The sequence below is a fragment of the Pantoea nemavictus genome (genome assembly GCF_037479095.1).
Taxonomy (GTDB): Bacteria; Pseudomonadota; Gammaproteobacteria; order Enterobacterales; family Enterobacteriaceae; genus Pantoea; species Pantoea nemavictus.
Map to the genome: position 1 here is coordinate 327,566 of NZ_JBBGZW010000001.1, position 14,567 is coordinate 342,132.

The window sequence follows — 14,567 nt, forward strand, 5'->3', positions numbered from 1 at the left end:
TTTGGGTTATCCCTTGCGCAGCGGTAACGTGACGCTAACGCGCGTGCCGTGGGTGCAGGCGATCCCCAGCGAGCCGCCTAGCGCCGTCACGCGCTCGCGCATGCCGGCAAGGCCAAAACCTTGCTGCGGGGAACCCGCCGGCAGGCCGCAGCCGTCGTCTTCAATGACCAGCAGCAACCGCTCGTCCTGCAATGTGCCTTGCAGCGTCACCGCGCGGGCGCTGGCGTGTTTCACCACATTATTGAGTCCTTCCTGACAGACACGAAACAGCGTGACGCGTTGCGCTTCACTGAGTCGTGCTTCGTCAATGTGCCAGTCGAGATGGCTGATGATGCCGTGCCCTTCCAGCTCCATTTCCCGCATCAGCGAGCGAATAGCCTGCTCCAGCGAGAGATCGTCCAACTGGCGCGGACGCAAGCGCCCCAGCAAACGACGCACGGAGTCGTAAATACCCAGCGACAGCTGCTCAATCAACATGCCACTCTGCTTGACGCCACTTTCCGGGCTGATGCGCTGCATGATCCCGGCCTGGGTGCGAATCGCGGTGATGGTTTGGCCGATATCATCGTGCAGTTCGCGCGCCACTTCGCGTCGTACGCTCTCTTCGGTCTCCAGCAAGCGTTCCGTCAGGCGGCGATTACGCAGCAACTCGGTTTGCAGCGACTGATTAAGTTCACGTAAACGCTGAATACCCGCGCCCAGCAGCAGCCCGGTAAGACTTTGCGCCAGCAGGGAGAGCAGCAGATCGACCGCGTGATCGTGCCAGGTTTGGCTGGCGATCAGGGCGATGGCGTTCATCAGTGTGGCGATTAGCGCGCCCTGCCAGCCGTAATGCCACGCCAGCGCGATAATCGGCAACGCCAGACAAAATGGCGTGAAGCGCGACAGCTCTGCCGGCAATCCAAGCTGCAACCATAGGCTGACGATAAACAGCAGCACATAACCAAACAGATGGCGCACGCGCCAGTTAACCGGCTGTCCGACCAGCGAAGGGCCGAGCGGCTGCCAGCGGGTGCTGGTGAGGTAGTGCCAGATCACCAAACAGGTGGGTGCCACGGTCAGCGCGCCAGTCAGCGTGAGCAGCACCGCATTCAATGCTGCTGGCTGTGCGATCCACGGCAAGGCTTGCAGTAGCGCCGCGCACACCATCGCTCCACCCTGCCACAGCAAAGTGTGCCAATCGCGTTGATGACGATAACGGGAGATCAATGCCACCGGCAGCAGTGTTAATAAGCTTCCGAGCATCAGCAGCGGCAGATGCGCCAGCGCCACTTCGCGGGATAACCCATACAGCATCAACCACTCGGCACCGAGCAGCACCGGCCAATAGGCGCGTGGGCACTGCAACATCAAACCCAGGCGCAGGCCAAAGGGAAACAGCAACACCGCCAGCTCAGGACGATCCGCCAGATGCAGGCTGATGCTCCACAGGCAAAACCACGCGGCGGAGAAGATACAAAAACTGGCGATGACGGCAATCAGCCGAGAAAAGAGTGGCTGCATTACCAGCCATCAAACATGCGGCGCGCCAGTTCAACGTCGTTACTGACATTGAGTTTTTCCAGCAAATTGGCGCGATGAACGTGAACGGTTTTCGGCGACAGGCCGAGTTCGGCAGCGATCTCTTTCACCGCTAAGCCTTGCGCCAGTTTCTCCGCCACCTGACGTTCGCGTTTGGTAAGCGGATCCTGCCGTGCCGAGGCAAGCTTGATGGCGATATCGGGCGTTAGGTAGCAGCCGCCTTTGGCCACGGTATACACCGCCGCGATCAGTTCATCGGGGCTGCAACGTTTGGAGAGAAAACCGCGCGCGCCGGCGTTGAGCGCCTGCTCCACCAGCGCCGGACTGTCGTGCACCGACAGCATGATGGTCGCCATACCTTTCGGCAGCTGGCTCAATAACTCCAGCCCGGAAATATCCGGCATCGAGATATCGCAGATGCACACCTGCACGCCGCGCCCCGGTAGTTGATTAAGGGCTTCGCGCCCGGAACCGCATTCGGCAACAACCTGAAAATCCGGTTCCAGCCCGAGTAATTGGGCAAAACCTGAACGGACAATCATGTGATCGTCGATGAGCGCGATGGTGGTCATAAGGTTTCCTGGCGGCGAAAAAACGCGCTTACCTTAGCGATAAGCCGGAGAAGCTTCAAGCGGATTGGGTAGGAATGGTGCAGTAGATTACGCTGCTACAGATGGTGCAGACTTGCGGTCGCCATGAATGGCGACCCTACGATGTACCGGCCGTGCGTTTCACTTTTGTGGCGCGAAATGTAATACCGGATGCGTTATCAGCCGATGAATTTCCTGGGACGGTGGCTCAGGGAATTGAGCGTTTTTGGCGGCTTCCATAGCGGCAGTACATAAGCCGATATCGCCGGTTAATACATGGATATCCGTCAGTTGTCCTTTGTCATCCAAATCAAGTCGCACATCACACGTTTTGCCTGCAAAGGTATCGACATCAAATAACTGCGTCGTGATGGCATAGTTGATTCCGGCGATATAGCTGTTGAGATCGGTCACAACCGGCGGCGGTGGCACGACCACATGAGTACGTGGATGTTTTGCGGTGGTACAACCGGATAACAACAGCATAGCGAAGAGGAAAATACGCATTAAACACGTCCTGTGAAGCGGGAGGATGCTGAGTATAACTGCTTGCGCATAATATGCAGATATAAAAAAACCCCGCCGAAGCGGGGTTTGATAAGCAAGGAGCTTAGAGCGATTAGCCCTGCAGCAGAGACAGAACCTGCTGTGGAACCTGGTTAGCTTTAGCCAACACTGAGTTACCCGCCTGCTGGATGATCTGTGCTTTAGACATGTTTGAAACTTCAACCGCGTAGTCAGCATCCTGAATACGAGACTGTGCTTCAGACAGGTTAGTGGTGGTGTTGTTCAGGTTAGTTACCGCTGAATCCAGACGGTTCTGGATCGCACCCAAGCTTGAACGGAACTTATCGATGCTGCTGATAGCGTCGTCCAGCGCTTTCAGTGGATCTGCAGTGGTTGCTGCAGTGGTTGCTGCATCAGTGGTGAATTTGCCAGCTGCGTCTTTAAAGATAGCTTTGCCAGAGCCGTTGGTTACAGAACCGTCTTTCTGCAGGAAGATTTCCTGTTCATTGCTGGTTGTAAGAGTACCGTCGGCTTTAGTGAAAGCAGCACTGAAATTGGTGCCATCGGCAGTAGTTTTAACAGTGCCATTTGCAGCAACTTGAATATCACCGACTGTCGTAGTAGCACCGTCACCAGCAACATCAATGGTGTAAGCTACACCTTTAGTAGCCGACTGCAGAGCATCAGCGCTGATTCGTGCATTAGTCACAGTAATCGCACCAGCAACTCCAGTTGCAGGCTCTGTAGCAGCGGCGGTGTCACCAGCTAAATGAATTGTTGCCCCATCTGCAGTAGTAATATCAACAGGAACAGCCACAGCAGCGGTTGTAGCGTCAGCAGCAGCACTGTGGTTTTTGGTTAAACCATCTAAGGTTGCCAGATTTGCGTTTGTCAGACCGGCGCTGTTCTGAGTCAGGTTACCAGTAGAATCGATATACAGAGCGGAGCCATCTTTAGCGGTGATTTTACCATCACTTGCCAGGTTTACATCAACAGAAGAGTTACCAATTTTTACGCTCAAGCTCGCAGTATCACCCGCTTTAGGCGTCAGGAACGATTGGAGCTTAGCGCTATTGCTTTGCGTTGTAGCATCAGCTGCATTGATTGTTCCAGTATAGGTAAAGTCATTAGTATCTTTTTGATAGGTATAGCTGTTAGTTGCTACTGAGTCGAAGCCAGTCGTAATAACCGCAGTAGCTTTTGCTCCATCGCTTAAACCTGCGAATACATTAGCAACAGTTGATTCTTTCAATCCCGCGCTTACAGTGTACTTAGTAACACCATTTCCATCTTCGGTAGGAGCAGCAATAGTAGCGCCAGCTGCTGTAGTATCAAGTTGAGCAGCAGTAAGGTCAGCTTTAGTTGCTGCAGTATTCGCTACTGAACCAGAACCGTTTACGTTGAAGCCAGTCAGGCCCAAAGTAGAAGAATCGATTTTTTTCAGGTCAATAGTGATAGTTTCACCATCGTTAGAACCAACCTGAATTTTCATTGAGCCGTCTTTCGCCAGCACGTTCACGCCGTTGAAAGTAGTCTGACCGGATACGCGGTCGATTTCGTCCAGACGGGATTTGATTTCGTCCTGAATTGAGTCCAGGTCAGACTGGCTATTGGTGCCGTTCTGAGACTGTACGGTCAGTTCACGAACACGTTGTAAGTTGTTGTTGATTTCTGACAGCGCGCCTTCAGTGGTCTGCGCTGCTGAGATGCCGTCGTTGGCGTTACGCGCTGCCTGAGTCAGGCCGTTGATGTTTGACTGGAAGCGGTTAGCAATGGCCTGGCCCGCTGCGTCATCTTTAGCGCTGTTAATACGAAGACCAGAAGACAGACGCTCGATTGAAGAAGACAGAGCAGACTGGTTTTTGTTGATGTTGTTCTGAGTGATCAGCGAGAGGCTGTTGGTATTAATGACTTGGGCCATGATAATTTTCCTGTTAATCAAGTCTTTCGGTTAAGGTGTGGGCTTCAACCCGCCGGCTTCAGCGCCGTCAATGTTGTTATCGTCTGCCCTTAAACAACCTTTAGAATTTTTTTAGGACCAGGTGAAAATTTTTCCCTTCAACCTGTCACGCTAATGGTTATCGCCACCCTGCCGCACTTCTTTAGACTTAATTAACGAATTTTCTAGCAGTCGAAATACCCTTCTATATAGCGCTTATTTACCTCATTACACTAAGGCAAATAATTCTAAACTTTAGTTATTAAAGGCCGATAACCCAGGTATTCAAAATCCGTGTCGACCATATAAAGGAAAAAGCATGGCTACTATTTCTACCCTCGGTATCGGTTCAGGCCTCGATTTAAGTACCATTCTGGATAACTTGAGTACCGCAGAAAAAGCGTCATTAACGCCGATCTCCAATCAGCAGAGCGCCTATACCGCGAAGCTGAGCGCCTACGGCACCTTGTCGAGCGCGTTAACCACATTTCAGTCTGCTAACACGGCATTAAACAGCGCGGATTTGTTTACCGCCACCAGTGCAGCCAGCAGCACCACTGCATTCAGCGCCACCACGTCTGGCAGCACCATCGCCGGTAAATACAGCATTAGTGTTACGCAGCTGGCACAGGCGCAGACGCTGACTTCCGGCGTACAGACCAGCAACACCACTGCGCTGGGTAGCTCCGATGCCAGCCGTACGTTGTCGATCAAACTGGCTGACGGCACCAGCAAAGATATTACGCTAACCAGCGCTCAAACTTCGCTGACCGGCATGCGTGATGCGATAAATAGCGCCGGAGCGGGTGTAAGCGCCAGTATTATCAAAAGCGGTGATGGTGAATACCGCCTGTCGCTTACCGCGTCAAAAACCGGTGAAGCCAATGCAGTCTCTTCAATAACTGTAACTGGCGATGACACACTGCAGGGAATTGTCGGTTTTGATAAAGACAAAACCGACGCTGATAATCCGATGGACGTCAGCGTTAAGGCGCAAGATGCCGAATTAACAGTTAACAATGTCCCGATTACCAGCAGCAGCAACACCATTAGTGATGCGCTGGAAGGCATTACACTAAATCTGAATGATGTCACCAGCGGTAATCAGTCGCTGACCATTACCCAGGATTCGTCCAAAGCCACCACCGCCATCACCAACTTTGTTAATGCCTACAATACGCTGCTGGACCAGTTCAACAGCCTGACAAAATACACTGCGGTCGATGTGGGTGCGGATACCCAAGACACCAGTAATGGCGCGCTGCTTGGCGACAGTACCTTGCGTACCATTCAGACGCAGATCAAGAGCTTGCTGACCAATACTTCCAGCTCATCGAGCTTCAAAACCCTGGCGCAAATTGGTATCACTACCGATCCAACAACCGGCGAGCTGTCGTTGGATGCTGATAAGTTAAAAACCCAACTGACCAGCGATCCTTCGGGTGTTAAAGAGATGATTGTGGGAGACGGGAAAACCACCGGTATCACCACCAAACTGGCGACCAACCTGACCAGCTGGCTTTCATCTACCGGTAGCATTCAGTCAGCGAAGGATGGTGTCAGCAAGACGCTGAATAACCTGACCGAGCAATACAACAACATGAATACGCGCATCAACAATCTGATTGCGCGTTACAAAGCACAGTTTACTCAACTCGACGTCACCATGAGTTCACTGAACAGCACCAGCGATTACCTGACGCAGCAGTTCGACAATATGACCTCGAGCAGCAGTTCTAAATAGTAAGGAGTGACCATGTATAGCGCTACAGGCACCCAAGCCTACGCAAAAATCGGGGTGGAGAGCTCAGTGATGAGCGCCAATCAACAGCAGCTGATTACCTTGCTGTTTGACGGTGCGATCAGCGCACTGGTCCGCGCCCGCCTGTTTATGCAGGACAACAATATCCAGGGAAAAGGTAACTCGATTTCCAAGGCCATTAACATCATCGAAGGCGGACTGAAACAGGGCCTCGATGAGCAAGCAGGCGATGACCTTACCGACAACCTGTTAGGCCTTTACGCCTATATGGTTCGCCGTCTGGTTCAGGCTAATCTGCGTAATGATGTCGAAGCCCTCGAAGAAGTTGAAGGTCTTCTGCGCAATATTGCTGATGCCTGGAAAGAAGTCGTACAACCTCAACACCTTCAGGACGCCGTTTAATGAACATTGCACCGCCACTGATCACCGTTTACCAACAGTTACTCGACCTCAGCCATGGAATGCTGCGTTTGGCAGCAGACGGCGAATGGGATGATTTGATTACCAAGGAAGTGGATTATGTCAGTGCGGTGCAAAGACTGGCGCAAACAACCGAAGCCGCCGCACCGTCGCGCCAGCTGCAAGAGCAGCTGCGTCCGGTGTTACGCCATATCCTCGATAATGAGAGCGAAGTGAAGCGTCTGCTGCAACTGCGTATGGATGAGCTGACGCAGCTGGTGGGGCAATCATCGATGCAGAAATCGGTGATGAGCGCGTACGGTAAGCAAGGTAGCGTGTATTTGCCGCAGGGTTGATTAGTTGCGATGTATTGCATGAAAAAAGGGTGAGAAGGTTATCTTCTCACCCTTTTTTTCCCGATTTTCAGGTCACCATAAATGGCGACCCTACGGGCAGAATATGTAGGGTCGCCATTTATGGTGACCTGAGGATTATTGTGCCGGTTTAGACGACACCGAAACCGGCTGCATAATCTGCGGTTCGATATCCTGAATGACTCGCGCATTCGGATTGGCGGCAACTTCGTCCAGCGCCTGCTGGCACTCAACGGTTGGGCGATCCACTTTACGCAGGCGTAAACCGTCGTAACGCAGCTCACCGCTCTCCAGCTTCAGCGGCATCACGCGCACCTGACGCGTCACGTTGACCCAATCATCGCCCAGGCGCGTTAATTTGCCCGGTTTAGCAATTACGCGCTGCCACTGGCGGCAATCCAGCGTATCGCCTTCGGCACTGATAATCAGGCTGCCCATCGCCTGCTTGCTGATCAACTTGCTTTGCGGGCCAACGGTTTGCCAGTTGCCCTGCAGTTCCAGCGGTGCCGGGGTTTTCACGGCCTGGTCATAATTGCTGATCTGCGCACAACCACTCAACGCCAGCGCGGCCAGTATCATCCACTTTTTCATTCTCGTTCCCTACACTCGCATCAATGGCGGCTACGTTATAATTTTTCCCGTCAGTTGCGCAAGGTATCTGCGGTATGCCGCGCGTTTTTCCCCGCAGCGTACGCCATAAAAAACTCAAGCCGCTCATTAATGCGCCGATAACTCATCCTGGAGTTAACGGATCTGCACAAAATAATAATTACCCACTACACACTTCATCTTCGTTACGGAGAACACCGTTATGCGATTAACCCTTCGCGCGCGCCTGACATCGATTGTCGGCCTGCTGTGCATTTTACTGATTGTTGCCGCCATCTGGGGAATCATCGGACTGCGTGCCGCCGACCAGCGGGCGCAAAATGCCTACCAGAATGAGCTGTTACCGCTGCAATACTCGTCCCGCCTGTACCGCATGGTGCAGGAACAATCCTCTACCCTGTTTGATGCCCTGCGCTACTGGACCGACAGCAGCGAAGTGGAGAAACGTCTGGCACGCATTGCGCACTACGGCGAACAGATTGCGAAAGATCGTCAAACCTGGCAGCAACTGTCGTTTGATGCGCAAACCAAGCCGCTGAGCCAGCAATTTATTACCCACCTCGACGGCTGGCAAATGGCGTTGAAAGAGGCCGGCGAACTGCTGAAAAGCGGCAATCCTTCGGCGGCATTAGTGGTGATTGAAACCCGCCTGCGCAGCGGCAGCCAGCTGCTGCAGCAGGATATTGACCAGCTGGATGCGCTGATGCGCCAGCACGCAGAACTCACCTATCAGCAAAGCAACAGCGATTACCAGCTGGCGCGCAATAGCCTGATCGTGATTCTGCTGGTCGGCCTGAGCGTGGCGCTGGTGTTCGGCTGGCTGTTGATCCGCTCAATTAATCGCTCGATTGGTCAGGCACGCGAACTCGCCGAGTCGATTGCGGCCGGTGAACTGAATCATGATATCGGTACCGTTTCGCGTGATGAGATGGGCGAACTGATGCAATCGCTCTTGCGCATGGACGTGCGTCTGGCCGAGATCGTGCGCGAAGTGGGCGAAAGCGCCAGCGCGCTCAGCGATGCCGCGCGTCAGATGGCCGACGGCAATGATGATCTCTCTGAGCGTACCCATTCGCAGGCCAGTTCGCTGGAGCAAACCGCCGCCAGCATGGAGCAGATGACCGCCACGGTAAAACATAACGCCGATAACGCCGCGCAGGCCAACGAACTGGCCACCGATGTGCGTCATCAGGCCGAACGCGGCAGCAGCGTGCTGCGTGATGCGGTCAGCGCGATGGAGGAGATTGAATCCTCCAGCAAGCGTATCGCCGATATCAACCGGGTGATCGATGAAATTGCCTTCCAGACCAACCTGCTGGCGCTAAACGCGGCAGTTGAAGCGGCGCGTGCGGGTGAGCAAGGCCGTGGCTTTGCCGTAGTGGCCGCTGAAGTACGTCAGCTGGCGCAGCGATCTGCCGGTGCCGCGCACGAGATTAAAGCGTTGATTGATGCCAGCGTCGGCAAGGTGGAAGCTGGCAGCGCGCTGGTGCAGCGTTCCGGGGCCATGTTGAATGACATCAATCACGGCGTGGCGCGCGTGGTGGATATCGTCGGCGAAATTGCCGTGGCCAGCCGTCAGCAATCCAGCGGCATTGAACAGGTCAATACTGCGGTGATCCAGATGGACGGCGCTACGCAGCAGAACGCCTCGTTGGTGCAGGAAGCCAGCGCCGCCAGCCAAACCGTCAGTGAGCATGCTGGATTGCTGGTGGAGAAGATGGCCTTCTTCCGCCTGCAACAGCGCTAAGGAGCGACATCATGCGTAAACTTCTCGCGATGTTACTGGCCACGCCGCTGCTGAGTCAGGCGGCAACCACGCTGAACATCGCCACCATCGCCAACGGCGATATGACCATCATGCAGCAGCTCTCTACGCGTTATGAACAGCAACATCCCGACGTCAAACTGCAGTGGCACGTGATGGATGATGGCGCGCTGCGTCAGGCGGTGCTGTCGGCGATGAACAGCGGCCAGCCGCAGTTTGACGTGATTACCGTTGGCACCTATGAAGCGCCGCTGTGGGGCGAAAAAGGCTGGCTGGCGCCGCTGAATACGCTGCCGGCGGATTACGTTAGCGATGATCTCATCGCTCCGGTACGCAAAGCGCTGTCGTGGCAGCAAACCCTGTATGCCCTGCCGTTCTACGGCGAAAGCAGCATGACCTATTACCGCAAAGACCTGTTTGCGGCAAAAGGCCTAACCATGCCCGATAATCCTGACTGGACCGACATCAAAAACTTCGCCGCGAAGCTGACCAACAAGCAGCAAGGCATTTACGGCCTGTGCTTGCGCGGTCAGCCTGGCTGGGGCGATAACGTTGCGCTCCTCACCACCATGGCCAACGCCTATGGCGCGCAGTGGTTCGATGAGAACTGGCAACCCACGCTCAACTCTGCGGAGTGGCGCGAAGCGCTCGGCGATTACTTGCAGATGGTGAAACAGGACGGGCCGCCGGATACGGTGAACAACAGCTTTGGCCAGATTTTGCGTCTGACAGCACAGGGCAAGTGCGCGATGTGGATCGACAGTACGGTGGCAGCCGGTCTGCTGGTTAATCCGCAGATTTCATTGGTGGCGGATAAGCTGGCCTTTGCCCCTGCGCCGGGCGGCATCACGCGTAACGGTTCCAACTGGCTGTGGTCGTGGGCGCTGGCCGTTCCCGCACATACGCCGAATCGCGATGCGGCCATCGCTTTTATCAGCTGGGCGACGTCAAAACAGTATATTCAGCAAGTGGCGGATACCGTTGGTTGGGGCGCGGTGCCGCCGGGCAGCCGCAATTCAACCTATCAGCAGCCAAGCTATCAGCGCCTGGCACCGTATGCGGCGCAGGTGCGTGCGGCGATTGAATCGGCCACCGTCGAGCAACCAACGCTTAATCCGGTGCCCTATCAGGGCGTGCAGTACGTGAGTATTCCAGGATTTGATCAGATGGGTAATGCCGTCGGGCAGAATCTGGCGGATATGCTGAGCGGCAAACTGACGCTGGACGAAACTCTGGCGAAGAATCAACAGGACGTCACGCGCATTTATCAGCAGTTGCATTGATCGGTAGCGCATAAGGTGTTTGTAGGGTGCGCATTTATGCGCACCTGGTCGCCATAGATATCGAACCCGAAAGCGTAATCCTGACAACGCAGCTTGCGCGCGTTACACTAGCGCGCAAGTTGATACGCAGGAATCCCCGAATGAAAACCCCAGAAGAGTATTACGCTCAGGCGCGTACCATGTTTTTCGCCGCCCACCCCGATTTTCAGTCTGCACTGGATGAATTCACCGAGAGCGATGCGCGCCAGGCGAACCTGTCGCTGGCCCAATTACGCGCGTGGCACGCTGAACGCATCTACGCCGCGTTTCTGCGTCAGAAGAAGCTGGATGGCATGCTGTTTTCCATTCAGTTGGCCGAACCGGATAAAGCCGTTGCCGCCGATGCCATTGAAAAATATCTGAAATCTCATGCCGAAGCTTTGGGCATGACGTGGGAAGAGTTCTGCATCAAGAACGAGCTTTAACGCCCAAGCTGTTGAATATGCATCAAGGATACAGCTCCAACCACTCAAAATGATCAGGAAAAAGTTGTACAAGTCGTTCTAACTTGTATAACTTACTCATCACGACGTAAGTCGTAGATTGTCCTTGAACGAATGGTGCTGTTGCACCGCCTCTGGAAGTGTTGCTGGATTTCCACTTCCAGAGGTAATATTTTTCTACCCTTCCCGCTCTATCCCTTTAATTTCAATGTAGCTTGCCACCGCCAGCAGACGATTAACGTGTGTGAGCAGCAGATCAACATCCGATTGTAGAAACTCCTGCGATGCACGCGAAGCCGTCACAATGGCCTCTTGTACCGTTTCGGAAATGGTCAGCGAGTTGTTCTCTTTAGCCTGAATCAGCAGTGCCGCAATCAGTAATGACTGCGCCTCAACCTGCGCCACCAGCTCCTTTGCCTCCACATCCATTTTTGCCATTTTCAGCAAGATATCGATAACCAGTTGGCGCATGTTTACCCCTGTTTTTATTTACAGTACCATGGCGCACCCAATCCGCTGAATGGAACGCCCTGATGTTTGTGGAACTGATTTACGATAAGCGCAATGTGGCCGGATTACCGGGCGCACGCGAGATGATTTTGCAGGAGTTGGAAAAGCGTGTACAGCGCGTCTTTCCCGATATTGAGGTGCGCGTCAAACCAATGGAACGGAACGCGATTGATACCGATATGAGTAAGAACGATAAAGCGACGATTGCGCGGATTGTTGAAGAGATGTTCGATGAAGCGGAAATGTGGCTGGTGGCCGATTAGGCCACCAGTGCATGACAAGCTTAGCTTTCCTGCTCGGCATGGTTGATGGCGATTTCCAGGTCCTGAATCGCCTCATCAATATCATCTAACAGCTTGCCCTGTTTGTTGAGCAAGGTGTCAAAACGTCCCGCATACTCCGGGTCTTTGTACTCACCCGCATCAAACGCCAGCCAGTGGGCAGAAAGCGTCTCAGTATTGGTCTGCGCGTAGTGGCGCATCTCTTTAAGCTGGGAGGTGACATCACGCAAGTAGTCAGTTTTGGTTTTTACAGTTTCTGTATCACTCATGCTATCTTCCTTTTCGCTTAATAAGACGATTTAAATAACGCTTGAATGATTAAAGGTAGTACAAAATATCGAAGCCGCATTAGGAATAATCGGAAGTGTCTAAAACCTGTTAATTAACAGGGGACATCCCGGTCCCCTTTGGCGAGTCGTCCTGCATTACAGATACTTCCTCGCCAGTTCAATCAGCTCATCCTTGGCGGCATCCCCCAATTTGATCACCCCCTGCTCGACAAATTTGAACGCCTGGGCAAAATCTTTCACCCCTTCTGAGAATCCTTCGCTGGCATGACTGGCCTCCTGCGTTGCGGTAGCCGGCGCCGCTGCGGTTGCAACGGGAGTCGCCACCTCGGGTGCCGTGGGCGGCACCTCTTCCGCTGGCGCAGCGGTCACCGCCTCCGGTACAGCTTCAGTTGGCGCAACCGCCACAGCTTCAGGCGCAGCAGCGGGGGCAGCCTCGGTTGAGACGTCAGCCGCAGGCGCTGCCGCCGGAACTGCGGTGACGGCAGCTGCTGGCGTAGCGACTTCGTTGGCAAAATCCTCCGCAGGTGAAGAAGCCTGGGGAGTGGCTGCGCTAGCGCTTACCGCAGCATTGGTGGTTGGATCGATAACAATTTGATCGCTCATAACGTTCTCCTTCTGACTTAATAAAGACCGCAGTCGGGCAACACTGGCTGCAATCCACGTGGTAATGCGCATGATCCCCTCCTTAACGCTTGGGTTGAGGTGGCGACTTCTCTCCTTCAGCCGGTTTCACTTTCTCAGCCGGTGCGCTGGCCGGATGCTTGTTTATGCCATCGAGTGTGTTCTGCAGCGCCACCAACTGGCTGGTCAACTCCGCCACGCGGGCTTCACGCCGCTCGGAGATGGTGCGGTACTGTTGCCGGATCTCCTCAACCCGCTGATTAGCGCTGTTACTGACAAACAGGAACAGCACCGTCATCGCCACGCACATCAGCGACAGCATCAGTAGAAAGCCGCCGAAAAACAGCTGGCGCCGATGGTTTTTCACTACGTACTCACTGTTTATCTGCGTCATCACGACTCTCCTCCAGAGTGGTAATCAGTTGGTTAACCTGACTGCGAAACTTATCGCTGTGCTCGGCTTCAGTGGTTGCCAGCAAAATGCTTAACGCGTTTTTAATCAGCCGCAGATCGGTCTCCAGCGAAGAGATACGCCGCAGGTTTTTGTCATGTCGGATGCGCAACTCATCGTTTTCCTGGCGCATCAAGGCATGACCTTCTTTGAGCAGCATCACCTGTTCTTTGTAGCTGGTGATGATCTCCCCGCCGGCACGATTGCTGGTGACGATAGCGGCAATCCCCGCCATTAACGGTTTCCAGAACACAGCTGCTGCGCCGCCGCCGAGAAGCAACGCACCTACGCTGGTGACTAAACTACTTTCCATGCTTCACCTCTCACCCCTGGCAAGGGTTGCGCCTCAAGAGCACGCTGACCACCCTTGCCAGCTTCGCGGTCAACGCCTGAATTTAAGTTTACTTTATCTCATGAATTTAAGTATACTTAAGCCAATCCTTCAGGAGATGTCAAGATGATGAAAAAAGAATCTTCCGGTGAACGCATCCGGGCACGACGTAAAGCACTGCAGTTAACACAGCAGGCGCTGGCTAAAAGTATCGGCGTTTCGCATGTGGCTGTATCGCAATGGGAAAAAGAGGAAACCGTACCGCGTGGGGAAAACCTGCTGCGGCTGGCGCAGTGGCTGCAATGTACTGCGGCATGGATTATTGATGGTGATGGCGAGGTGTTTTCAGCAGCGCCGAGCGCGGTACCTGTTGCGACGGTGCCATTGATCAGTCTGACGCAAGCGGCTGCGTGGTTGGGCGAACAGCGTTTACTGCTGCAACAACAGGCGACGCGTTTTCTCTACAGTGAAAGCACACTCAGCGATGGCGCCTTAGCGATAACGGTGGAAGATCAATCGATGCAGCCCGACTATCGCCCCGGGGACAGCTTAATCTTTGATCCCAATGTTCCGCCGCAGCCTGGCGATGTGGTGCTGGCGCTAGCAAATGGCGTGGCGCTGGTGCGTATTTATCGTCAGCAAGCTCAGCAATCTGCTGGGCAACATTTCGTCTTACGACCGCTGAACGATGATTTTCCGCAGCTACACTCGGCAGACGCTGGCCTGCAAATTATCGGCACTTTAATGGAGCTGCGACGTTATCGAAGCGGCTAGCCGCTTCGCTTAAGCTGTTATTTTGAAAAAAGTTTAGCCTAAGCGCGGGAAGCTATGGACAGACCCCGCGGTAAGCCT

Annotated in this window: 18 protein-coding genes; 8 read left to right on the forward strand and 10 right to left on the reverse strand. The window is 54.0% G+C overall.

The window, feature by feature from the left end; genetic code table 11:
- Positions 1–6 precede the first annotated feature (6 nt).
- The 4 genes from uhpB to WH298_RS01565 form a co-directional block, all read right to left on the reverse strand.
- Positions 7–1,503 carry a signal transduction histidine-protein kinase/phosphatase UhpB gene (gene uhpB / locus WH298_RS01550; RefSeq protein WP_180822036.1) on the reverse strand — a complete coding sequence of 499 codons (1,497 nt, stop codon included), beginning with the start codon at positions 1,501–1,503 and terminating at the stop codon, positions 7–9.
- Positions 1,503–2,093, reverse strand: a complete 591-nt coding sequence (gene uhpA / locus WH298_RS01555) for a response regulator transcription factor UhpA (RefSeq protein WP_180822037.1) — start codon at positions 2,091–2,093, stop codon at positions 1,503–1,505. Before uhpA ends, uhpB begins: the two co-directional genes overlap by 1 nt.
- Positions 2,094–2,252: 159 nt before the next feature.
- Positions 2,253–2,618 (reverse strand): cell envelope integrity TolA C-terminal domain-containing protein, encoded by a 366-nt coding sequence (locus tag WH298_RS01560; protein ID WP_180822038.1) that lies wholly within the window; start codon positions 2,616–2,618, stop codon positions 2,253–2,255.
- 112 nt (positions 2,619–2,730) lie between these two features.
- Complete coding sequence (locus WH298_RS01565; protein WP_180822039.1) at positions 2,731–4,539, reverse strand: FliC/FljB family flagellin; 1,809 nt, start codon at positions 4,537–4,539, stop codon at positions 2,731–2,733.
- Positions 4,540–4,876: 337 nt separating this feature from the next.
- On the opposite strand from WH298_RS01565, the gene fliD reads away from it, so the two are divergent.
- Genes fliD through fliT form a run of 3 tightly spaced genes read left to right on the forward strand, consistent with a single transcriptional unit; the run spans position 4,877 to position 7,074 of the window.
- Positions 4,877–6,301 (forward strand): flagellar filament capping protein FliD, encoded by a 1,425-nt coding sequence (gene fliD, locus WH298_RS01570; RefSeq protein WP_180822040.1) that lies wholly within the window; start codon positions 4,877–4,879, stop codon positions 6,299–6,301.
- A gap of 12 nt (positions 6,302–6,313) precedes the next feature.
- Positions 6,314–6,721, forward strand: coding sequence for a flagellar export chaperone FliS (gene fliS, locus WH298_RS01575; protein ID WP_180822041.1), 408 nt, complete (start codon positions 6,314–6,316; stop codon positions 6,719–6,721).
- A complete protein-coding gene (fliT, locus tag WH298_RS01580; RefSeq protein ID WP_049852573.1) occupies positions 6,721–7,074 on the forward strand; it encodes a flagella biosynthesis regulatory protein FliT in 354 nt (117 codons plus the stop codon). The genes fliS and fliT overlap by 1 nt, the downstream gene beginning before the upstream one ends.
- 135 nt (positions 7,075–7,209) lie before the next feature.
- Here fliT and yedD read toward each other — a convergent pair whose 3' ends face one another.
- A complete protein-coding gene (gene yedD / locus WH298_RS01585) occupies positions 7,210–7,683 on the reverse strand; it encodes a lipoprotein YedD (protein WP_180822042.1) in 474 nt (157 codons plus the stop codon).
- 220 nt (positions 7,684–7,903) lie between these two features.
- On the opposite strand from yedD, the gene WH298_RS01590 reads away from it, so the two are divergent.
- The 3 genes from WH298_RS01590 (at position 7,904) to WH298_RS01600 (ending at position 11,213) form a co-directional block, all read left to right on the forward strand.
- Entirely contained in the window at positions 7,904–9,448 is a 1,545-nt protein-coding gene (locus tag WH298_RS01590) for a methyl-accepting chemotaxis protein (protein WP_180822043.1), read from the forward strand.
- A gap of 11 nt (positions 9,449–9,459) precedes the next feature.
- Positions 9,460–10,749 (forward strand): ABC transporter substrate-binding protein, encoded by a 1,290-nt coding sequence (locus tag WH298_RS01595; protein WP_180822044.1) that lies wholly within the window; start codon positions 9,460–9,462, stop codon positions 10,747–10,749.
- Positions 10,750–10,889: 140 nt separating this feature from the next.
- Positions 10,890–11,213: a DUF6388 family protein gene (locus WH298_RS01600; RefSeq protein ID WP_007891405.1), complete on the forward strand. Its 324-nt coding sequence runs from the start codon at positions 10,890–10,892 to the stop codon at positions 11,211–11,213.
- Between the two features lie 195 nt (positions 11,214–11,408).
- Here the strand turns inward: WH298_RS01600 and iraP are convergent, their stop codons facing one another.
- Positions 11,409–11,702: an anti-adapter protein IraP gene (gene iraP, locus WH298_RS01605; protein WP_007891406.1), complete on the reverse strand. Its 294-nt coding sequence runs from the start codon at positions 11,700–11,702 to the stop codon at positions 11,409–11,411.
- 62 nt (positions 11,703–11,764) lie between these two features.
- Here iraP and WH298_RS01610 point away from each other — a divergent pair, with 62 nt between their 5' ends.
- Positions 11,765–12,004, forward strand: a complete 240-nt coding sequence (locus tag WH298_RS01610) for a DinI-like family protein (RefSeq protein ID WP_007891408.1) — start codon at positions 11,765–11,767, stop codon at positions 12,002–12,004.
- 20 nt (positions 12,005–12,024) lie between these two features.
- Here WH298_RS01610 and WH298_RS01615 read toward each other — a convergent pair whose 3' ends face one another.
- The 4 genes from WH298_RS01615 to WH298_RS01630 form a co-directional block, all read right to left on the reverse strand.
- Entirely contained in the window at positions 12,025–12,291 is a 267-nt protein-coding gene (locus WH298_RS01615) for a hypothetical protein (RefSeq protein ID WP_007891410.1), read from the reverse strand.
- 156 nt (positions 12,292–12,447) lie between these two features.
- Positions 12,448–12,915 (reverse strand): hypothetical protein, encoded by a 468-nt coding sequence (locus WH298_RS01620; RefSeq protein WP_180822045.1) that lies wholly within the window; start codon positions 12,913–12,915, stop codon positions 12,448–12,450.
- Positions 12,916–12,997: 82 nt separating this feature from the next.
- On the reverse strand, positions 12,998–13,327 hold the full coding sequence (locus WH298_RS01625) for a hypothetical protein (RefSeq protein WP_049852568.1): 330 nt from the start codon (positions 13,325–13,327) through the stop codon (positions 12,998–13,000).
- Entirely contained in the window at positions 13,308–13,697 is a 390-nt protein-coding gene (locus WH298_RS01630; RefSeq protein WP_007891426.1) for a hypothetical protein, read from the reverse strand. The genes WH298_RS01625 and WH298_RS01630 overlap by 20 nt, the downstream gene beginning before the upstream one ends.
- 144 nt (positions 13,698–13,841) lie before the next feature.
- On the opposite strand from WH298_RS01630, the gene WH298_RS01635 reads away from it, so the two are divergent.
- The gene (locus WH298_RS01635; protein ID WP_082204290.1) at positions 13,842–14,489 is read left to right on the forward strand and encodes a S24 family peptidase; all 648 of its coding nucleotides are present in this window, start codon (positions 13,842–13,844) and stop codon (positions 14,487–14,489) included.
- Positions 14,490–14,567 lie beyond the last annotated feature (78 nt).